The sequence below is a fragment of the Streptomyces sp. NPDC020379 genome (genome assembly GCF_044387105.1).
Classification (GTDB): domain Bacteria; phylum Actinomycetota; class Actinomycetes; order Streptomycetales; family Streptomycetaceae; genus Streptomyces.
Map to the genome: position 1 here is coordinate 45,211 of NZ_JBIRVR010000032.1, position 19,477 is coordinate 64,687.

Annotated in this window: 17 protein-coding genes and 1 other RNA gene; 16 read left to right on the forward strand and 2 right to left on the reverse strand. The window is 73.2% G+C overall.

The genetic code is table 11. The features are described 5' to 3' along the window. The first annotated feature begins 473 nt into the window (after positions 1-473). From ACH427_RS29940 to ACH427_RS29955, 4 genes are all read left to right on the forward strand, one after another. Positions 474-2,228: a protein kinase gene (locus ACH427_RS29940; protein WP_398874519.1), complete on the forward strand. Its 1,755-nt coding sequence runs from the start codon at positions 474-476 to the stop codon at positions 2,226-2,228. Between the two features lie 195 nt (positions 2,229-2,423). After that, complete coding sequence (locus ACH427_RS29945) at positions 2,424-3,758, forward strand: serine/threonine-protein kinase (protein ID WP_398874522.1); 1,335 nt, start codon at positions 2,424-2,426, stop codon at positions 3,756-3,758. 69 nt (positions 3,759-3,827) lie between these two features. Next, positions 3,828-4,934 (forward strand): peptide chain release factor 2, encoded by a 1,107-nt coding sequence (gene prfB, locus ACH427_RS29950; protein WP_366005068.1) that lies wholly within the window; start codon positions 3,828-3,830, stop codon positions 4,932-4,934. 224 nt (positions 4,935-5,158) lie between these two features. Further along, a complete protein-coding gene (locus ACH427_RS29955; RefSeq protein ID WP_398874525.1) occupies positions 5,159-6,205 on the forward strand; it encodes a hypothetical protein in 1,047 nt (348 codons plus the stop codon). A 94-nt stretch (positions 6,206-6,299) separates the two neighbouring features. Here ACH427_RS29955 and ACH427_RS29960 read toward each other — a convergent pair whose 3' ends face one another. Continuing rightward, positions 6,300-6,494: a hypothetical protein gene (locus tag ACH427_RS29960; protein WP_366005066.1), complete on the reverse strand. Its 195-nt coding sequence runs from the start codon at positions 6,492-6,494 to the stop codon at positions 6,300-6,302. 277 nt (positions 6,495-6,771) lie between these two features. On the opposite strand from ACH427_RS29960, the gene ftsE reads away from it, so the two are divergent. The 6 genes from ftsE to ACH427_RS29990 all read left to right on the forward strand — a co-directional run bounded on the left by ftsE (position 6,772) and on the right by ACH427_RS29990 (position 12,014). After that, entirely contained in the window at positions 6,772-7,461 is a 690-nt protein-coding gene (ftsE, locus tag ACH427_RS29965; RefSeq protein ID WP_361531257.1) for a cell division ATP-binding protein FtsE, read from the forward strand. Positions 7,462-7,470: 9 nt separating this feature from the next. Beyond that, positions 7,471-8,388, forward strand: a complete 918-nt coding sequence (gene ftsX, locus ACH427_RS29970) for a permease-like cell division protein FtsX (protein ID WP_366005065.1) — start codon at positions 7,471-7,473, stop codon at positions 8,386-8,388. 71 nt (positions 8,389-8,459) lie between these two features. Beyond that, positions 8,460-9,713, forward strand: coding sequence for a S41 family peptidase (locus tag ACH427_RS29975; protein WP_398874528.1), 1,254 nt, complete (start codon positions 8,460-8,462; stop codon positions 9,711-9,713). A gap of 18 nt (positions 9,714-9,731) precedes the next feature. Continuing rightward, positions 9,732-10,232: an SsrA-binding protein SmpB gene (smpB, locus tag ACH427_RS29980; protein WP_398874530.1), complete on the forward strand. Its 501-nt coding sequence runs from the start codon at positions 9,732-9,734 to the stop codon at positions 10,230-10,232. Between the two features lie 104 nt (positions 10,233-10,336). Then, positions 10,337-10,707: a transfer-messenger RNA gene (gene ssrA / locus ACH427_RS29985) on the forward strand. Between the two features lie 128 nt (positions 10,708-10,835). Continuing rightward, complete coding sequence (locus tag ACH427_RS29990) at positions 10,836-12,014, forward strand: hypothetical protein (protein ID WP_398874533.1); 1,179 nt, start codon at positions 10,836-10,838, stop codon at positions 12,012-12,014. Here ACH427_RS29990 and ACH427_RS29995 read toward each other — a convergent pair. Beyond that, positions 11,995-12,144 (reverse strand): hypothetical protein, encoded by a 150-nt coding sequence (locus ACH427_RS29995; RefSeq protein ID WP_398874535.1) that lies wholly within the window; start codon positions 12,142-12,144, stop codon positions 11,995-11,997. The genes ACH427_RS29990 and ACH427_RS29995 overlap by 20 nt on opposite strands. A gap of 85 nt (positions 12,145-12,229) precedes the next feature. Here ACH427_RS29995 and ACH427_RS30000 point away from each other — a divergent pair, with 85 nt between their 5' ends. The 6 genes from ACH427_RS30000 (at position 12,230) to ACH427_RS30025 (ending at position 18,527) form a co-directional block, all read left to right on the forward strand. Next, positions 12,230-13,189, forward strand: coding sequence for a LysR family transcriptional regulator (locus tag ACH427_RS30000; RefSeq protein WP_398874537.1), 960 nt, complete (start codon positions 12,230-12,232; stop codon positions 13,187-13,189). 129 nt (positions 13,190-13,318) lie between these two features. Further along, a complete protein-coding gene (locus ACH427_RS30005) occupies positions 13,319-13,924 on the forward strand; it encodes a CGNR zinc finger domain-containing protein (RefSeq protein ID WP_398874539.1) in 606 nt (201 codons plus the stop codon). A 198-nt stretch (positions 13,925-14,122) separates the two neighbouring features. Further along, on the forward strand, positions 14,123-14,677 hold the full coding sequence (locus ACH427_RS30010) for a hypothetical protein (protein ID WP_398874541.1): 555 nt from the start codon (positions 14,123-14,125) through the stop codon (positions 14,675-14,677). Between the two features lie 41 nt (positions 14,678-14,718). Then, entirely contained in the window at positions 14,719-15,258 is a 540-nt protein-coding gene (locus tag ACH427_RS30015; RefSeq protein ID WP_398874543.1) for a sigma-70 family RNA polymerase sigma factor, read from the forward strand. Continuing rightward, the gene (locus ACH427_RS30020) at positions 15,255-15,983 is read left to right on the forward strand and encodes a zf-HC2 domain-containing protein (protein WP_398874545.1); all 729 of its coding nucleotides are present in this window, start codon (positions 15,255-15,257) and stop codon (positions 15,981-15,983) included. The genes ACH427_RS30015 and ACH427_RS30020 overlap by 4 nt, the downstream gene beginning before the upstream one ends. Before the next feature lie 141 nt (positions 15,984-16,124). Next, entirely contained in the window at positions 16,125-18,527 is a 2,403-nt protein-coding gene (locus tag ACH427_RS30025; RefSeq protein ID WP_398874551.1) for a HelD family protein, read from the forward strand. Positions 18,528-19,477 lie beyond the last annotated feature (950 nt).

Here is a 19,477-nt window from a genome sequence, read left to right on the forward strand (position 1 = left end):
CTCCCTCCCCACCGCATCCGTGCTGCGAGCATCCTCGCACCTGCCGCCGACAACGCGCCCGGCGAGAGCCAATTCGTGATCTTGGACGATGATCGGGCCGTGCGAAAAATGCGGATGATGACCAAGTAAGGGCCAGGCAGGCCGGGGAAGCGCTCACCGGAAGGCCATTTTTTGCCGCTTGATGACGCTCATTGGCAAGTTTTCCCACGGCCGTCGTCGTGCCGTTCGCCGCGCCTCTTTCGGGTCACCTCACACCACCCCGCCGCCCCACGGCAACCAACTGTCCGGAACGCGCGTCTTTACCCCAAGCCCCCCGGATTTCGGCAGGCCGGTGGTCCGTACGACGGCACTACAGTGGGCGAAGGGCCGCCACGGCGCGCGACGACCACGAGGCGTCACGGGAGCGGGAGCGGCCGTCAGCAGCGTGGATCACGACAGCGGATCACGGCAATCACGACCAGGGAGCGCATGACGTGCGGCCGGTAGGCAGCAAGTACCTCCTCGAGGAGGTGCTCGGACGCGGGGCGACGGGCACCGTTTGGCGGGCCCGGCAGCGCGAGACGGCCGGTTCCGAGGCCGCCGTGGCCGGGCAGCCCGGCGAGACCGTCGCGATCAAGGTGCTGAAGGAGGAGCTGGCGAACGACGCGGACGTCGTCATGCGCTTCCTGCGCGAGCGCTCCGTCCTGCTGCGCCTCACGCACCCCAACATCGTCCGCACGCGTGACCTCGTCGTCGAGGGCGACCTCCTCGCCCTCGTGATGGACCTGGTCGACGGCCCGGACCTGCACCGCTATCTGCGCGACAACGGCCCCTTCACCCCGGTCGCCGCCGCCCTGCTCACCGCCCAGATCGCGGACGCCCTCGCCGCCAGCCACGCCGACGGCGTCGTCCACCGCGACCTCAAGCCGGCGAACGTCCTGCTCTCCGGGGCGGACGGGCAGCTGATGCACCCGATGCTCACCGACTTCGGCATCGCGCGCCTCGCGGACTCCCCGGGCCTCACCCGCACCCACGAGTTCGTCGGCACGCCCGCCTATGTCGCGCCGGAGTCCGCCGAGGGCCGCCCGCAGACCTCCGCCGTCGACATCTACGGCGCGGGCATCCTGCTGTACGAGCTGGTCACCGGGCGCCCTCCGTTCGCCGGGGCCACCGCGCTCGAAGTCCTCCACCAGCACCTGAGCGCCGAGCCGCGCCGCCCCACGACCGTGCCCGAGCCGCTGTGGACGGTCATCGAGCGCTGTCTGAGGAAGCGGCCCGAGGAGCGGCCCAGCGCCGAGAACCTCGCCCGCGCCCTGCGCGTCGTCGCCGCGGGCGTCGGCGTGCACGCCTCCCCGGCCCAGGCCGAGGCCGCCCTGGGCGTCGCCGCCCTGCTCGCCCCCGACCCCGAGCCCGCCCTGGTGCCCGGCAGCGGCGACGGCTCGCCGCTCGGCTCCCCGTCCGGCGACGCCGAGCCCACACAGGTGCTGCCGTCGAACGCGGGCTCCTACGACCCGAACGCGGCCACCAGCCTGCTGCCGAACACCCCCGGCGGCGCGCACGGCGCCGATCCCACCCAGGTCATGCCCGCCGGTTCCGGCCCGAGCGGCGGCGCCGACCCCACCCGCGCCATGCCGCCCGTCCCGCCGCTGCCCGGCGGCGACGGCCCGCACCCCTGGCAGAGCCAGATGCGCGCCGCGCGGGACCGCAACGAGCAGACGCAGATGCGCTACCTCGACCCGAGCGAGGACCCGCTGCGCCGCCGCCCGCACCGGCAGGCGGCCCAGCCGCAGCAGCAGTACCAGCAGCCCCCGCAGCCTCCCCAGCAGCAATACGGGCAGCAGTACGCGCCCCCTCAGCAGCCGTACGCTCCCCAGCCGCAGCAGTACGCCCCGCAGCAGCCGTCCCGGCGGCAGCAGCGCCCGCAGGCGCAGCCCCAGCCACAGCCGCAGCGTTATCAGGAGCCCCAGCCGCAGCGGTACGCCCCGGAGCCGCCGCCCGCGCGCCGCGAGCCCCGCCCGCCCCGGCAGCGCAGCGCGAATCCGATGCGCATCCCGGGCCTCGGCTGCCTCAAGGGCTGCCTGTTCATGGTCGTGGTGCTGATCATCGGCTCCTGGCTGGTCTGGGAGTTCACACCGCTCAAGGACTGGGTCGCCGACGGCAAGAGCTTCTGGGACGCCGCCTACGGCTGGTTCCTCGACATCAAGGACTGGGTCTCCGGCCTGGGCTCCTCCTCGGGCGGCGGCAACTAGCGGCGGGCGCGTCACCACCGGCGCCGCGTCAACTGCGCCGCCGCGTCGACATGTCGACACCCAAGGGGTGTTTTAAGCCGCAGAAGTGACAGTTGGTGCGGGATCGGCGCCCCCAACCCCCTCGCGGCCGCGTAGCTTGGTCGCCAGCGCTCCCTTGTCGGACGTCGGAGGACCCGGAAAGGAACCCGAACAGCCTTGGCACGGAAGATCGGCAGCCGGTACACCGCCCATCAGGTCCTGGGGCGCGGCAGTGCGGGCACGGTGTGGCTTGGCGAGGGCCCCGAGGGCCCGGTCGCCATCAAGCTCCTGCGCGAGGACCTCGCCTCCGACCAGGAGCTCGTCGGCCGGTTCGTGCAGGAGCGCGCGGCCCTCCTCGGACTCGACCACCCGCACGTGGTGGGGGTCCGCGACCTCGTCGTCGACGGCGCCGACCTCGCGCTCGTCATGGACCTCATCCGCGGCACGGACCTGCGCACCCGCCTCGACCGCGAGCGCCGCCTCGCGCCCGAGGCGGCCGTCGCCATCGTGGCCGACGTCGCCGACGGCCTCGCGGCCGCGCACGCGGCGGGCATCGTGCACCGCGACGTGAAGCCCGAGAACGTCCTGCTGGACATGCAGGGGGCCCTCGGCCCCGGCGGCGCCCACCCGGCGCTCCTCACCGACTTCGGCATCGCCCGGCTCGTGGACTCCCCGCGCCCGGCCGAGCCCACCATCCCGCGCCCCGCCGGGCCGGGCGGGCGCTCCCCGAGCCCCCGCAGCGTCATCGGCACCCCGGACTACCTAGCCCCCGAGATCATCGAGGGCCTGCCGCCGCGCGCCTCCGTCGACGTCTACGCCCTCGCGACCGTGCTCTACGAACTGCTCGCGGGCTTCACGCCCTTCGGCGGCGGCCACCCCGGCGCGGTGCTGCGGCGGCACGTGACCGAGACCGTGGCGCCGCTGCCCGGCATCCCCGACGAGCTGTGGCAGCTGATCGTCCAGTGCCTGGCCAAGGGGCCCGCGTCCCGGCTGCGCGCGTCCGAGCTCGGCGTCCGGCTGCGCGAGCTGCTGCCCGGCCTCGCCGGGATCCCGCCGCTCGACATCGACGAGCCCGAGGACGAGCCCGAGGCGGTCGCGGCCACGCTCACCGAGCGGGAGACGGCCTACGACGGCGGGTCCGCGTCCTTGGGCGTGGCCACCGCGCCCCGGCGGCGCGGCGCCGTCCCGCTGGTGCCGGGAGCCGTCGCCGACTCCAGCCGCGAGACCCACACGAGCATGCGGGTGCCCACGCCCGCGGAGCTCGCCGGCGGCGCGCACGGCACGGCGCGGGCCCCGAGGGCGGCCGGCCAGCGCCGCGCGGGCTCCGCACGCCACCGCTCCCCGGAGGAGACCCGGCGCCGCCGCATCAAGCTGGGCGCGGCCGCGGTCGCGCTGGCCGCGGCGGCGGGCGTGGGCGGCTGGTTCGCGGTCACGTCCCACGAGGCGAAGTCGCCCACGCCGGGCGTCCACCACGAGGACCACCCCCCGACGGACCCGGACCCGCTGCCGTAGCCGCCTGCGGCGGGCACTGGGCGCACCCATCGGACACCCGCAGCCCGGCGCAGCCGTTAGGCTGGGTGCGTGGCAGTCGTTGATGTATCCGAAGAGCTGAAGTCCCTCTCCTCGACCATGGGGTCGATCGAGGCCGTCCTGGACCTCGACAGGATGAGGGCTGATATCGCCGTGCTCGAGGAGCAGGCGGCCGCCCCCTCCCTGTGGGACGACCCGGAGGCGGCGCAGAAGATCACCAGCAAGCTGTCGCACCTCCAGGCGGAGCTCCGCAAGACGGAGAACCTGCGCGGCCGCATCGACGACCTCGGGGTGCTCTTCGAGCTCGCCGAGGCCGAGGGTGACGCCGACGCCCTCGCCGAGGCGGAGACCGAGCTGGGTGACGTCCGCAAGGCGCTGGCCGAGATGGAGGTCCGCACGCTCCTCTCCGGTGAGTACGACTCCCGCGAGGCGCTGGTCAACATCCGCGCCGAGGCCGGTGGCGTCGACGCCTCCGACTTCGCCGAGCGCCTCCAGCGCATGTACCTCCGCTGGGCCGAGCGCCACGGCTACAAGACGGAGGTCTACGAGACGTCGTACGCGGAAGAGGCCGGCATCAAGTCGACCACCTTCGCCGTCCAGGTCCCGTACGCCTACGGCACGCTCTCCGTCGAGCAGGGCACGCACCGCCTCGTCCGCATCTCGCCCTTCGACAACCAGGGCCGCCGCCAGACGTCCTTCGCGGGCGTCGAGGTGCTGCCGGTCGTCGAGACCACCGACCACGTCGAGATCGACGAGTCCGAGCTGCGCGTCGACGTCTACCGCTCCTCCGGCCCCGGCGGCCAGGGCGTCAACACCACCGACTCCGCGGTGCGTCTGACCCACATCCCGACCGGCATCGTCGTCTCCTGCCAGAACGAGCGCTCGCAGATCCAGAACAAGGCGACCGCGATGAACGTCCTCCAGGCCAAGCTCCTCGAGCGCCGCCGCCAGGAGGAGCAGGCCAAGATGGACGCGCTCAAGGGCGACAGCGGCGGCTCCTGGGGCAACCAGATGCGGTCGTACGTCCTGCACCCGTACCAGATGGTCAAGGACCTCCGCACGGAGTTCGAGGTCGGCAACCCGACCGCCGTCCTCGACGGTGACATCGACGGCTTCCTGGAGGCCGGCATCCGCTGGCGCAAGCAGCGGGAGAAGTAGCAACAACCAGCCGTATAGGCGGACATACCCGCTTGTAACCTTCTTGACGCTGCCTCAAAAACTGGTCAGGCTGACGCGCGGCATGCGTATCACTGGGGTGCGTGTGGCGGGGGGACGAGCGGCCCGGCCGGTCCGGCCGGCTCAGCCGCTCTCGACCCCCGGATGCGCCACCGCCCCGTGCATAGCTGCTCCGATGACGATCAGCTACTGGGGGTAGCAGGTATATGACCAAGAAGACGCGGCTGCGCGTCGCGCGCATAGCCGCCGGCGCGGTTGTCGCCGCGGGTGCTTCGCTGACCGCGGCCGGTGCGGCTTCGGCCGCGGGCGTCCATGTTGCCGGAGTCGCCACGACGAGCGGTGTGCACACCGCCGTCGCCGTCGACGGCGACCCCAACGAGATCCCGCAGCCGCCGGTGGGCGGTGACACGAGCGGTACGGCGACCGGCTCCACCACGGGCACGACCGGCACGACGACGGGCGGTCCGTCCTCGGGTGGTCAGACGGACGGTGGCCAGACCACCGGCACCACGACCGGCGGCCCCTCCACGGGTGGTCAGACCGATGGTGGCCAGACGACCGGCACCACGACGGGCGGTCCGTCCACGGGCGGCCAGACGGACGGTGGCCAGACCACCGGCACCACGACCGGCGGCCCCTCCACGGGCGGCCAGAGTGATGGCGGTACGACGGACGGTGGCAAGACCACGGGCGGTCAGACCGACGGCGGCAAGACCACCGGTGGTCAGACGGACGGCGGCACCACCGACGGCGGCAAGACGACCGGTGGCCAGACCACGGGCGGTCAGACGGACGGCGGTCAGACGGACGGCGGTCAGACGGACGGCGGTCAGACGGACGGCGGCAAGACCACAGGTGGCCAGACCACCGGCGGTCAGACCGACGGTGGCAGGACCACCGGCGGTACGGCCGACGGCGGCACCACCACCGGTGGTGACCACAGCGGGACCACCGGCGGCGACGGCTCCAATGGCGGTGACCACAACGCGGCGACCGGCGGTGCCACCGGTGGCGACCAGGGCGACAAGCCCGGTCGCACCTGCCCCGTGGACACCAACAGCAACTGCGGCACCAACACGGACACCGACAGCGCGGGCGCCAAGCCCGTGCAGCAGGCCAAGCCCAAGGAGCAGCTCGCCGAGACCGGCGCGGGCCAGACGACCTTCCTGGTCGTCGGCGCCGCGACGATGATCGCGGGCGGTATCGGCTTCCGGCTGCTGCCGCGTCTGATGACCCGCGCCACCGCGGCCTGACGGCCCGGGCGGGAACGACCGAGGGCCCGGAGCGCGCGACAGCGCTCCGGGCCCTCGTACGTGTGTGCGGGGGTGCCGCGGGGTGACCGGGTGACTACCCGGCGAAGCCGCGCGCCACGACGGCCACCGCTATCAGCGCCACGAGCAGCGCGAGCAGCGTGGCCGGGGTCAGTCCGGCGAAGACGCCTTCCTGGTGCTGCAGCCGCTCCCTGCTGGCCCGGCACACCGGGCAGCGGCCCTCACTGACGGGGGCCGCGCAGTTGGCGCACACCAGTCGGTCGCATGTCATGCGATCTCCTCCTCCGGTACGTCCAACGCGCGGGATGGCCGGGCGGTTCCCCCTACCACTGTGCCAGCTTCCACGCCGTTCGGCGCGGCCGGTCGGCCGTACCCGGGGGCGTGGACCCGATTGCCCCAGTTTTGTCCCCGCGGAGCCGGTGGCAAACGCGCCAAGAGGGGACGCCGACTGCGCGTGCACCGATGGTTCGCGTATGGTCACGCACACCGACGGGAGCCGCGCGCGCGGTGTTCCGTGCCCCCTATCCAGGTCGACGCGTGGTGCACTCGTGATCCGATTCGACAACGTCTCCAAGTCCTACCCCAAGCAGAACCGGCCGGCGCTCCGCGATGTCTCGCTGGAGATCGAGAAGGGCGAGTTCGTCTTCCTCGTCGGCTCGTCCGGTTCCGGCAAATCCACCTTCCTGAGGCTGCTGCTGCGCGAGGAGCGCGCCACCACCGGCCAGGTCCATGTGCTGGGCAAGGACCTCGCCAGGCTCTCCAACTGGAAGGTGCCGCAGATGCGCCGCCAGCTGGGCACGGTCTTCCAGGACTTCCGCCTGCTCCCCAACAAGACGGTCAACGAGAACGTCGCCTTCGCCCTGGAGGTCATCGGCAAGCCCCGGGGCGAGATCCGCAAGGCCGTGCCCCAGGTCCTGGAGCTCGTGGGCCTCGGCGGCAAGGAGGACCGGATGCCCGGTGAGCTCTCCGGCGGTGAGCAGCAGCGCGTCGCGATCGCCCGCGCGTTCGTCAACCGCCCGCTGCTGCTGATCGCGGACGAGCCCACCGGCAACCTCGACCCGCAGACCTCGGTCGGCATCATGAAGCTGCTGGACCGGATCAACCGCACCGGGACCACGGTCATCATGGCCACCCACGACCAGCAGATCGTGGACCAGATGCGCAAGCGGGTCATCGAATTGGAACAGGGCCGTCTCGTGCGCGACCAGTCGCGTGGCGTCTACGGCTACCAGCACTGAAAGGACGCCATGCGCGCCCAGTTCGTCCTGTCGGAGATCGGCGTCGGTCTCCGTCGCAATCTCACGATGACCTTCGCGGTGATCGTCTCCGTCGCTCTGTCGCTCGCGCTCTTCGGCGGGTCTCTGCTCATGCGCGAGCAGGTCAGCACGATGAAGGGCTACTGGTACGACAAGGTCAACGTCTCGATCTTCCTTTGCAACAAGACCGACGCGGAATCCTTCCCCTCCTGTGCCAAGGGGGCGGCGACGGAGGACCAGAAGAAGGAGATCCGCACCGACCTGGGGAAGATGACGGACCTCGTCCAGAGCGTCCAGTTCGAGACGGCCGACGAGGCGTACAAGCACTACAAGGAGCAGTTCGGCAAGAGCTCCCCGATCGCGGGCTCGCTGACGCCGGACCAGATGCAGGAGTCCTTCCGCGTCAAGCTCAAGGACCCCTCGAAGTTCGAGGTCATCTCCAGCGCCTTCTCGCAACGGCCCGGCGTCCAGACCGTGCAGGACCAGAAGACGCTGCTGTCCAATCTCTTCAACCTCCTCAACGGCATGAACTTCGCGGCGCTCGGCGTGATGTTCCTGATGCTGATCGTGGCGCTGATGCTGATCGTGAACACCGTGCGGGTGTCCGCGTTCAGCCGCCGCCGGGAGACCGGCATCATGCGGCTGGTCGGCGCGTCCAGCTTCTACATCCAGATCCCGTTCATCATGGAGGCGGCCTTCGCGGGCCTGCTCGGCGCGGGTTTCGCCTGCGTCCTGCTGGTCTGCGGCCAGTACTTCCTGGTGAACAACTGGCTGGTGCACCACATCGACGTCATCCAGTTCATCGGCTGGGACGCGGTGCTGGCCAAGCTGCCGCTGGTGCTCGCCATCGGGCTGCTGATGCCCGCGCTGGCGGCCTTCGCGGCGCTGCGGAAGTACCTCAAGGTCTGAGGCGGCGGGACCCGGGCGCCGTAAGGGACAACTCCCCGTACGGCGCCCTCTCGTGTCCTAGACTCACGCGCATGCCCGGCCCGTCGATGTTCTCGCCGCGGCGCCGCGGCAGACGCGGTGCCGCACTGACGCTGGTCTTCGCGGGCGTGCTGGCGACGGGCGCCGCGGCCGGTTCCTGGGGCGCGGACGCGCAGGGCGGCCGGAAGCCGGCGGAGGCCCGCCTCGCGGCCCGTACGGCGGCGCGGCCCGCCGCGGGGCCCGGCGGCGCGGCGGGGGCGCGGGGCGAGCGCCTCGTGGACCGCGGCGCCGTCGAGGCCGCCGCCGAACAGGCCGAGCAGGACGGCAAGTCCGGCGCCGAGGCCGCGGCCGAGGTGGTCGGCCGCGGCGGCGACCGCTGGAGCTCCGTCTACAGCGCCCGCGAGTACGAGGGTTTCGAGCGCGCCCTGGACGGCGCGTACGTCGGCGTCGGCCTCTCGGCCCGGAGCACGGGCGACGGCCGGACCGAGGTCGACGGCGTCCGGCCCGGGGGGCCCGCGGACCGCGCGGGCATCCGCGCCGGTGACGAACTGCGCACGGTCGACGGTGTGCCGACGGCGGGCCTCCCCGTCACCGAGGTGATCGCCCGGCTGCGCGGCGACAGCACGGGCGAGCAGGGGACCGCGGGCACCCCCGTGACGATCGGCCTCCAGCGGGCCGGGTGGTCGTGGCAGCGGACCCTGCGCCGCGCGCGGCTGGACACCGAGAGCGTCGCCGTGGACCGGCTGCCGGACGGACAGGCCGAGGGGCCCGCCGCCACCCGGATCAAGGTCGACTCCTTCACCCGGGGAACGGGTGAGCGGATCCGCCGGGCGGCCCGCGCGGCCGCGCGCGGCGAGGGCATCCTGCTGGATCTGCGGGGCAACTCCGGCGGCCTGGTCGACGAGGCCGTGACCGCGGCCTCCGCCTTCCTCGACGGCGGCCTGGTGGCCACCTATGACGTACGGGGCGGACAGCGCACGCTGGAGGCCCGGCCCGGCGGCGACACCGGGGCGCCGCTCGTCGTGCTCGTCGACGGCGGCACCATGAGCGCCGGGGAGCTGCTGGCCGGAGCCCTCCAGGACCGCGGCCGGGCGGTCGTCGTGGGCACCCCGACCTTCGGCAAGGGCTCGGTGCAGCTGCCCAGCCGGCTCGCGGACGGCTCGGTCGCCGAGCTCACCGTCGGCCACTACCGCACCCCCTCCGGCCGCTCCGTCGACGGCCGCGGCATCGCTCCCGACCTGGTCGTACGGAGCGATGCCGAGCGGCGGGCCCGCACAGTATTGAGTGGCCTCAGGGGTGGGTCGTAGTGCGAGAATGGCCGCGCTATGGCTAAAGAGACGACGGGTCGCAAACTGGTCGCGCAGAACAAGAAGGCGCGGCACGACTACCACATTCTGGACACCTACGAGTGCGGCATGGTGCTGACCGGCACCGAGGTCAAGTCGCTCCGGCAGGGCCGGTCCTCGCTGGCGGACGGCTTCGTGCAGATCGACGGTGGCGAGGCGTGGCTGCACAACGTCCACATCCCCGAATACACCCAGGGCACGTGGACGAACCACAGCGCGCGCCGCAAGCGCAAGCTGCTGATGCACCGCGCCGAGATCGACAAGCTCTCCTCCAAGTCGCAGGAGACGGGCCACACGATCGTGCCGCTGGCGCTGTACTTCAAGGACGGCCGGGCCAAGGTCGAGATCGCCCTCGCCAAGGGCAAGAAGGAGTACGACAAGCGGCAGACGCTCCGCGAGAAGCAGGACACCCGCGAGTCGAACCGCGCGATCGCGGCGGCCCGCAGGCGCCAGCGGGCGTCGCAGGCGAGGCGGGTCTGACCCGGGGTCGCCCGTCAGCGGGAATACGCTGGCACCGTCGCGCGTCGGTCACGTACGATGGGCACTGCACACCCCACGGGGTGCGCACCTTGAAAAAACAACATGGGGATGATCGGTTTCGACAGCGGATGTCGAAGCAGGGGAAGCGAGCCGAGGAAGCGGCAATGATCTCGTAAACCATATGTCGCAACCAATAATCGCCAACACCAAGCGCGATTCCTTCGCCCTCGCTGCCTAAGTAGCGACTTTGCGAAGTGTCAGCCCGGGGCTGTTCCCGACCCGGATCCTGGCATCAGCTAGGGAACTAAACCTCTAGACCCGGTCACGGGGTCGAGAGGGAAATCAAACAGTGACTGAGCCCGTCGGAGACTTGTCCGTGTGATCTTCGGGGCCGAGAAAATCGCAGCGGACTGCGCTCGGAGAAGCCCTGATTCCGCACCGTTGGACGCGGGTTCGATTCCCGCCATCTCCACTCATCCCATGTGAGGCGAAGGCCCCACCGCTCCGGCGGTGGGGCCTTCGTCGTGTGTGCCGCGTGCCCGCGCAGGGCAACCCGGAGGCCGCCGCGTCCCTCTTCCTCGGTGGCGGACAAGGGGGTGCGCGGTGAAGTGGACGCATGCGGTGCTGGCCGTGGTGGGAGCCGCGGCGCTGTGGCCGGCCGTCGGCCCGGCCCGGGGCGCGGCGGCCGACGACGGGCGGGGCGGAGTGCACCTGCTGCTCAACGGCGCCTTCGACAACCGCCCCGGCGGCCTCGTCGACATCGATGTCCAGGGCGTACGCGGCCGGGGCGACGTCACCGTCTCCTCGCCCGTCTTCCCGCACCGCGTCACGCTCGCCCCCTACGCGCACCGCGCCCCCGCCGCCGAGCACGGCCACCACGCGCGGCCCGCCATCGCCATGAGCGCGAAGCCCGGCAGCTATCCGCTCACCGTGCGCGCGGGCGGGCGGGTCGTCGCCCGGGACAAGGTGGAGGTCGGGCCCTCGCGCAGGCCGCGGTTCACGGTGACCGCGCCGGGCGAGGTCATGCGGCCGGGGGAGCGGCTGTGGATGGCCTACGACGATCTGTTCCCCGGCGAGACGGGGACGGCCTTCGAGGTGCGCTCGCCCGCCTTCCCCGCGCCCGTGCGGCTCAGCCACGACCCGTCGGGCGCCGACTGGAACAACCCCCGGCTGTTCGCCGGCGGCCTCGGCCTGCCGGCCTCGGTGAAGGACGGCACCTACAAGGTGACGCTCACCGGCCCCGGCGGCCGGAAGATCGACGAGAAGCCGCTGGTGATCCGCGCCGCCCGGCCCGGCGACCGCGACTATGTGGGCCGGGCGCGCGGACCGGCGTTCTTCGGCACCACGCCCGCGTCGGGCCCCGAGCGGGCCCGTACGCACGGCCACACCGTCCCGGCCGGCGGGACCGTCAACGTGCTGTGGCGCGATGCCTCGCCCGACCCGGGCGAGGAGGGGCGGCTGACCGCCACGTCACCGGCCTTCGAGCGGCCGGTGCCGCTCAAGCGCGACGAGAGCAAGGCGGGGGACGGCGACTCCCCCCGCTACTACGGCCCCGCGCGGATCCGGCGCGGCCTGGGGGAGGGCAGCTATCCGGTGACCGTGGTCAGCCACCACGGGCGCGTACGGAAGATCGGGCAGCTGGTGGTGACGGCGGCGGCCTCGCCCTCCAAGGTGTCCGGGTCGGCCCTGGTGACCACGGTGGTCCTCGCGGGTCTCGCCGCGCTGCTGGGGCTGACGGGTCTGGCGCTGGCCAGGTCGCGGATCAGCGGGCCCGCAGCCTGAGGAGCACGGTTTCCCACGCCCGGCGCTTGCGGGTAACCGGCGGAAGGGCGTCCGGGGTGCGGGGCGCGGCCACCACCAGCATGCTGCCGCTGACGGTGAACAGGGGGCTTCGGCAAGAGGAGTTCGGCATGTGCTCAACTCTCGCCGCCGTCGTGCACCGCGGTCCAACACCTGATCAGTGGCCATTCACGCACTCCTGTTGTTAACTGCCGTGCGTGCCGCACGACATAGAGCCACGCCTCCTCCGCGCCTTCACCGCCGTCGCCGAAGAGCTGCACTTCACCCGCGCCGCCAGCCGCCTCCACCTCGCCCAGCAGGCTCTGAGCCGCGACATCCGGCGGCTCGAACAGCGGCTGGGCGCCGAGCTGTTCACCCGCACCACCCGGCAGGTCACGCTCACCGCCGAGGGCGCGCGCCTGCTGCCGTACGCCCGGCGGATCCTCGCCGCGCACGACGAACTCGCCGCCGCCTGGGACCGGGAGGAGCGCCCCCTGCTCGTCGACATCAGCGCCACCACCGGCACCGCGCACCGCGTGCTGGCGGCGGCCCGGGAAGCGGCGGCCGAGCACGAGCTCGTGGCCCGCTTCCACAGCGGGCTCACCGGCGCGGCCGCGGAGATCCTCGCGGGCAGGCTCGATGTCTCCTTCGGCCGGTTCGCCGGGCTGGACCCGGCGGTCCGGGCGCGCCTCGCCCACCGGCCCGTACGGTACGAGCCGATGGCCGTGCTGCTGCCGGACGGCCACCACCTCGCGGCCCGGCCCGCCGTGCGGCTCGCGGAGCTGGCCGGCGAGACCCTCTACGCGGCGGCCGGCAACCCCGCCACCGCGGAGTGGACCGACCTCGCGGAGCGGCTCTTCGCGGGCCGGGGCATCGGCATCGCCGCGCCCTTCCCGGGGATCGACGGCGACGAGGAGTTCATCCGCGTCGTCCGCAAGCGGGGCTGGTCGGTGCTGGCGAGCGCCGAGTTCCTCGACGTACCCGGCATGGTGCTGCGCCCGCTCGCCGACCCGGTGCCGCTGTCGCCCGTCTCGATGGTGTGGGCCCGCGGGCTGCGCCACCCAGGGCTGGACGCGCTGCGGAGCGCGGCCGGCGCGCTGGCCGCGCGGCACGGCTGGCTCGAACGCCCCGCCGGGAGCTGGCTGCCCGCCGCCGACGAGGCCCTGATGCGCGGCTGACCGCGCCGCCACCCGGACGATCCGGGGGTTACACCCCCACGCCCTACGGGGCACCCTGGAGGTGGCGGCACCGCGCACGGGCGGTCCCGGGACGCGGGAAGACGCGAACAGGGAAAAGGTGACAGGCGCATGGCGGCGACAGCCTCCTATGACCTGCGATTCGACGCCGGGCGGCTCTGCCTGGATCTGGTGGCCACGGTCGGCGGACGGTTCAGCGAGGAGCCCGTCGAGCGGCTCGGCACCCCCGAACGGCTGCGGGACTGGCTGCTCGCCGCCGGTGCCGTGCCGCCCGGCACCCCGCTCGGCGCGGTCGACGCCGGCTGGCTGGGCCGCTTCCACGCGGCCCGCGACCTGCTGCACCGCGTCGTCCACGCCGAGGTCGACGGCCGCGCCGCCGACCCCGACCTGGAGCGCGTCAACGCCCTCGCCGCCACCGCGCCGCCCGCCCTGCGGGCCGTACGGGCCGCGGACGGCACCCTCGTCCGCACGGTCGCCGGCGCCCCCGACTGCGGGGCGCTCGTCGGGCAGATCTGCCGGGACGCCGTCGAGCTCCTCACCGACCCGGTCACCCGGGGGCAACTGCGGCAGTGCGAGGGCGAGACCTGCTCGCTGGTCTATCTGGACACCTCGCGCGGCCGCCGCCGTCGCTGGTGCTCCAGCGAGGTCTGCGGCAACCGCGTACGGGTCGCCAGGCACCGCCGCCGCCTGCTGGGAGCCGGCCCGCAGACCTCCTGACCACTTCTTCCTGTTCTTCCTGTTCTTGCCGTGCTTCCCGACGAATTTGGCCGCGCGCTGAACGCGGAGGCCGTTCCGTACGTACGCCGAATTCTTCCGTGAATTCCTCCCGGCGGCTGAGTGCCACGGACGCCCCGCACGTATTCAGGGTCGAAGGGGGCCTCACGCCCCGGAATCGTCCCGGCAGGGAGAATCCTCATGAGGAATATCGCACGCGGCGTCCGCCTCGGTGCTTTGGCGGTGTCGGGGGCGGCCGCTCTCGCGCTCACCGTGACCGCCTGCGACTCCGGCGGGTCCTCCTCCTACGACGGGTCCGGCAAGAGCGCGCCCTCGCCGAGCGGGCAGCAGCCGCAGCCCGCCCCGGCGGCGACCGCGCTCGTACGGACGCGGGACGCCAGGCTCGGCGCCATCGTCACGGACGCCAAGGGCTTCACCCTCTACCGCTTCGACAAGGACAAACCCAAGCCGTCCGTCTCCAACTGCTCCGGCAACTGCGCGACCACCTGGCCGCCCGCGGCGGCCGGCGACCAGGTCACCCTCAAGGGCATCGACAAGGCCCTCGTCTCCACCGTGACCCGCGCCGACGGCAGCAAGCAGCTGACCCTGGGCGGCTGGCCGCTCTACCGCTACGCGCCCGACACCAAGCCCGGCGACACCAAGGGCCAGGGCATCGCGGGCACCTGGTTCGCCAGCGACCCGCAGGGCAGAAAGGCGCAGGCGGGCACCGGTGGCGGCGGGGGCTACGGCTACTGATCCGCGAACCACCGTTCCGCCCTATCGACCGGGGGAAGGCCGTGCGCAAGGATGCCGTCGTGGCCGACAGGACCAGTCCGGACGAGGAACTGATGCGGGCGCTCTACGACGAGCACGCGGGCCCGCTCCTCGCCTTCGTGCTGCGGCTGGTGGGCGGGGACCGCCAGCGGGCGGAGGACGTCGTCCAGGAGACGCTGCTGCGCGCCTGGCGCAACGCCGACCGGCTGCGCGGCGCCCCCGGCTCCGTACGGCCCTGGCTGGTGACCGTCGCCCGCCGCATCGTCATCGACGGCCACCGCAGCCGCCAGGCCCGCCCCCGGGAGGTCGACCCGGCGCCGCTGGAGCAGATCCCCGCGGCCGACGAGATCGACCGGGCGCTGCGCCTGATGACCATCTCCGACGCGCTCGGCGATCTGACCGAGGCCCACCGAGAGGCACTGATCGAGACCTATTTCAAGGGACGTACGGTGAGCGAGGCGGCCGAGGTGCTGGGCGTACCGGCCGGGACCGTGCGGTCCCGGGTCTTCTACGCCCTGCGTTCCATGAGGCTCTCGCTCGAGGAACGGGGAGTCACGGCATGAACGGCCCGGCACAGCACATGGACGTGGGCGCCTACGCCCTCGGCGTCCTGGACGAGGCGGAGGCCGCGCGCTTCGAGGAGCACCTCGCCGACTGCCCCCGGTGTGCCGCCGAGCTCGACGCCGTGCTCGGGCTGACCCCGCTCCTCGCCGATCTCAAGGAGTCCGCGCCGGACCCCGGCGCGCTCACCGCGCGCCCGCGACCCGCGCTCCTCGACGGCCTCCTCACCAGGGTCGCGGCCGTCCGCCGCGCCCAGCGCACCCGCAGACTCTGCCTGGCGGCGGCCGCCGCCGTCCTGATCGGCGCGGGCCCGCTGGCCGGCTCCGCCCTCACCTCGCAGCACGCGCCGAGCCACAGCACGGTGAGCGCGGCCAAGGCGATGTACGAGGAGGGCGAGAAGATCGGCGCGGTCGACCCCGCGACCAAGGTCGACGCCTCCGTCTCGCTCCAGGAGAAACCGTGGGGCACGCACGTCGCCCTGAGACTCGCCAACGTCACAGGCCCGCTGACCTGCGACCTCGTCGCGGTCGGCAGGAACGGCGAGCGGCAGACCGTCACCACCTGGGCCGTGCCCGCCGGGGGCTACGGCCTGCGGAGCTCCGGGGCGGACAAATGGAGCAAGGAGCCGCTCTACACCCACGGCGGCGCCGCGCTCAACCGGAAGGACATCGACCGCTTCGAGGTCCGCACGCTGGACGGGAAACTCCTGGACACCATCAAGATCTGACCGGAAACCGTCCGAAGAGCGATGAAAACCACCATGTCATGACAGGTGCGCTCAGCACCTCTGTTCGCGTACGGTTGACGGCTGCCCTAGGCACAGCAGAAGGGGGCTTGGGTGGCCGCGCAGAACGCCACGCACGCGCAGATGGCGACAGGACCGGCGACGGAACCCGACGGGGTCCGCGACCGCGAGATCGGTACCGAACAACAGCATCTGGACCGGGTGTACCGGCGCCTGGAGGAGAAGATCCACGAGGCCGAGTTCCTCATGGACGACGCCGCCAAGCGGGGCCAGGTCGGCACACCGGGGGCGCTCGCCGAGCGGGACGCCCAGGTGTTCCGCGCCGGAGTGCACCTCAACCGGCTCAACAGCGAGTTCGAGGACTTTCTCTTCGGCCGCATCGACCTCCTCCTCGGCAAGGACGGGAAGAAGGGGCCCGACGGCGCCTACACCTCCGTCGAGCCCGCGGACGACGCCGTGCGCGAGGACCGGGCGGAGATCGCCGAGACGCTCCACATCGGCCGCATCGGCGTCCTCGACGCCGACTACTCCCCGCTCGTCATCGACTGGCGGGCGCCCGCCGCCGCGCCGTTCTACCGCGCCACCCCGGTCGCGCCCGGCCGTGTCGTACGCCGCCGGGTCATCCGCTCCAAGGGCCGCAGGGTCCTCGGCGTCGAGGACGACCTGCTGCGCCCCGAGCTGACGGCGACCCTCGACGGCACCGCGCTGCCGGTCGTCGGCGACGGTGCCCTGATGGCCGCGCTCGGCCAGGCCCGCAGCCACACGATGCGCGACATCGTCGCCTCCATCCAGGCCGAGCAGGACATGGTCATCCGCGCGCCCGCCGCCTCGGTCACCGAGGTCGAGGGCGGGCCCGGCACCGGCAAGACCGCCGTCGCCCTGCACCGCGCCGCGTACCTCCTCTACCAGGACCGCAGGCGCTACGCGGGCGGCATCCTCGTCGTCTCGCCGACGCCGCTGCTCGTCGCCTACACCGAGGGTGTGCTGCCCTCGCTCGGCGAGGAGGGCCAGGTCGCGATCCGCGCCGTGGGCTCCCTGGTCGACGGCGCCGAGGCCGATACGTACGACGAACCCGCCGTCGCCCGGATCAAGGGCTCCTCCCGCATGCTCAGGGTGCTGCGCAAGGCGGTGCGGGGCGCGCTGGAACCGGCACCTCAGGCACCCGCCGCACGCCGCCGCGGCGCCCCGGCGGAGGAGGGCCAACTGTCCTTCGCCGAACCGGCTGAGAGCACGGGCAGCACCGGCGGCGCGACCCCGGCGGCCGCGCCCGACCGGCTGCGCGTCGTGGCCTTCGGCGCCCGGCTCGAACTCGGACCCGACGAGCTCAAGCGCATCCGCAACACCGCGCTCGGCGGCACCGCGCCCATCAACCTGCTGCGCCCGCGCGCCCGCAGGCTCATCCTCGACCTCCTGTGGTCCAAGGCGGGCGGCCCCAAGCGCTACACCGACCCCGAACTCGCGGCGGAGGCCCGGCAGGCGTTCGACGAGGACGTCTCCACCGAGGACGACTTCCTCGGCTTCCTCGCCGCCTGGTGGCCCGAGCTCACCCCGCGCGGGGTGCTCGCCGCGATGGCCGACGAGCGGCGGCTGTCCCGCTGGGCGCGCCGTGAACTCACCCCGCGCGAGGTCCGCCTGCTGGCCCGCTCGCTCAAGCGGCTCGACGACCGGGGGCAGGGCCCGCTCTCGGTCCACGACGTGGCCCTGCTGGACGAGTTGGAGACGCTGCTCGGCGTGCCCGCCCGCCCGAAGAAGCCGCGCGAGTTCGACCCGCTCGACCAGCTCACCGGGCTGGAGGAGCTCATGCCGACGCGCTCCGAGAGCCGCCGCGAGCGCGCCGAGCGGCTGGCGGAGGAGCGCCGCGACTACGCCCATGTGATCGTCGACGAGGCCCAGGACCTCACGCCCATGCAGTGGCGGATGGTGGGCCGCAGGGGCCGCACCGCGACCTGGACGGTCGTCGGCGACCCCGCGCAGTCCTCCTGGTCCGACCCCGACGAGGCCGCGGCCGCCAGGGACGAGGCGCTCGGTACCCGCCCGCGCCGCCGCTTCGAGCTCACCGTCAACTACCGCAACCCCGCCGAGATCGCCGAACTGGCCGCCAGGATCCTGGCCCTGGCCATGCCCGGCATGCGCTCCCCGGCGGCCGTGCGGTCGACGGGCGTCGTGCCCCGCTTCGCCGTCGCGGACGGCGACCTGCCCGCGGCCGTACGCGCCGAGGTCCGCCACCTCCTCGACGACGTGGACGGCACGGTCGGCGTCGTCGTCCCGATGGCCCGCCGCGCGGAGGCCCGCGACTGGCTGGCCGGCCACGGCGACCGCGTCGTCGTCCTGGGCAGCCTGGAGGCGAAGGGCCTGGAGTACGACGCGACGGTCGTCGTCACCCCCGCCGAGATCGCGGACGAGTCCCCGGCGGGCCTGCGCGTGCTGTACGTGGCCCTGACCCGGGCGACGCAGCGCCTGACGGTCCTGTCGGGGGAGCGCGACGATCCGGACGCGGAGGGAGTGCCGGACCTGCTGCGGGACTGAGGGGCGGGGCGCGGCGCTCCCGGCGGGGCCCTTTGGCGCCGGACGGGCCGGATACGGCTGACGCGGGTGTGCGTTTCGGCTTGCCCGGGGCCGCCGCGCCCCCTCGGCCCGGGGCGCGGACGTGCCGCGTGCCCTCGGGGCCGGGCCGAGCGGGCCGGGTGACGTCCACCGAGGTCCGCCGGCGCCCCGAAGACGCGCGGGGAGGCGCCGGCGTGCGGCTCCGCCGCGTGGGCGCGACCAGCCGCGACGGCGCCGCGGACGACCGACGGCACATCACGTGACTTCCGGTGGAGCGCGCAGCGGTGTCCGGTCGTCTCCCGGGGAGTTCGGGGCGGCGGCCGGGGCACCCCGGTGGTCGTCCGCGGGCGTGGACGGCCCGGGGCCGAGGGGATTCAGGGCGCGGCCGCAGGCCGAGGGGCGGAGCGCCGACGTCCGGTGGGGCCCGGGGAGTTCGCGGCCGGAGGCCGGTCGTGGAGGCCGGGATTCAGGGGGTCCCGGGGGAGTTCGGGCGGAGGCGGCGGCAGAGCCCGGCGTTCGCCCGTGACTTCCGGGGAGCATTTGTTAGCCTGGAACACGGCACCGGCTCGATCCAAGCCCCCGGGCCCAACCTTAGTCGCTTCGAGCGACCACTTGCCGCGAGGCGAGCATGGCGGGTCGGTGCCGCCAGAGCGTTCATGACGGGCGCCCCTCACCACGAGGGGCGCCCGTCCGCGTTCGGCGCGCTTCTCGTATGTTGGAAGCGCGATTCCGCGATCCGGGGCCGGTTACCGCGTACCGACCAGTAGGTGGGACGATCGATGCCCGCGCCCCGCGGCGCGTACCAAGCGAAAACAGGGAAAGCAGAGGAAAGCGGCCATGGCAACGGCGCCAAGCGTCTCGTACTCGATGACGGTCCGGCTGGAGGTCCCCGCGAGCGGGACCGCGGTCAGCCAGCTCACCACGGCCGTGGA

What these genes read in the sequence shown, in the direction of transcription:
- ACH427_RS29955 (WP_398874525.1), top strand. Translation starts at nt 5,159, where the DNA reads ATGACCAAGAAGACGCGGCTGCGCGTCGCGCGCATAGCCGCCGGCGCG.
- ACH427_RS29960 (WP_366005066.1), bottom strand. Translation starts at nt 6,494, where the DNA reads ATGACATGCGACCGACTGGTGTGCGCCAACTGCGCGGCCCCCGTCAGT.
- ftsX (WP_366005065.1), top strand. Translation starts at nt 7,471, where the DNA reads ATGCGCGCCCAGTTCGTCCTGTCGGAGATCGGCGTCGGTCTCCGTCGC.
- ACH427_RS29975 (WP_398874528.1), top strand. Translation starts at nt 8,460, where the DNA reads ATGCCCGGCCCGTCGATGTTCTCGCCGCGGCGCCGCGGCAGACGCGGT.
- smpB (WP_398874530.1), top strand. Translation starts at nt 9,732, where the DNA reads ATGGCTAAAGAGACGACGGGTCGCAAACTGGTCGCGCAGAACAAGAAG.
- ACH427_RS29995 (WP_398874535.1), bottom strand. Translation starts at nt 12,144, where the DNA reads ATGCCGAACTCCTCTTGCCGAAGCCCCCTGTTCACCGTCAGCGGCAGC.
- ACH427_RS30005 (WP_398874539.1), top strand. Translation starts at nt 13,319, where the DNA reads ATGGCGGCGACAGCCTCCTATGACCTGCGATTCGACGCCGGGCGGCTC.
- ACH427_RS30010 (WP_398874541.1), top strand. Translation starts at nt 14,123, where the DNA reads ATGAGGAATATCGCACGCGGCGTCCGCCTCGGTGCTTTGGCGGTGTCG.
- ACH427_RS30020 (WP_398874545.1), top strand. Translation starts at nt 15,255, where the DNA reads ATGAACGGCCCGGCACAGCACATGGACGTGGGCGCCTACGCCCTCGGC.
- ACH427_RS30025 (WP_398874551.1), top strand. Translation starts at nt 16,125, where the DNA reads ATGGCGACAGGACCGGCGACGGAACCCGACGGGGTCCGCGACCGCGAG.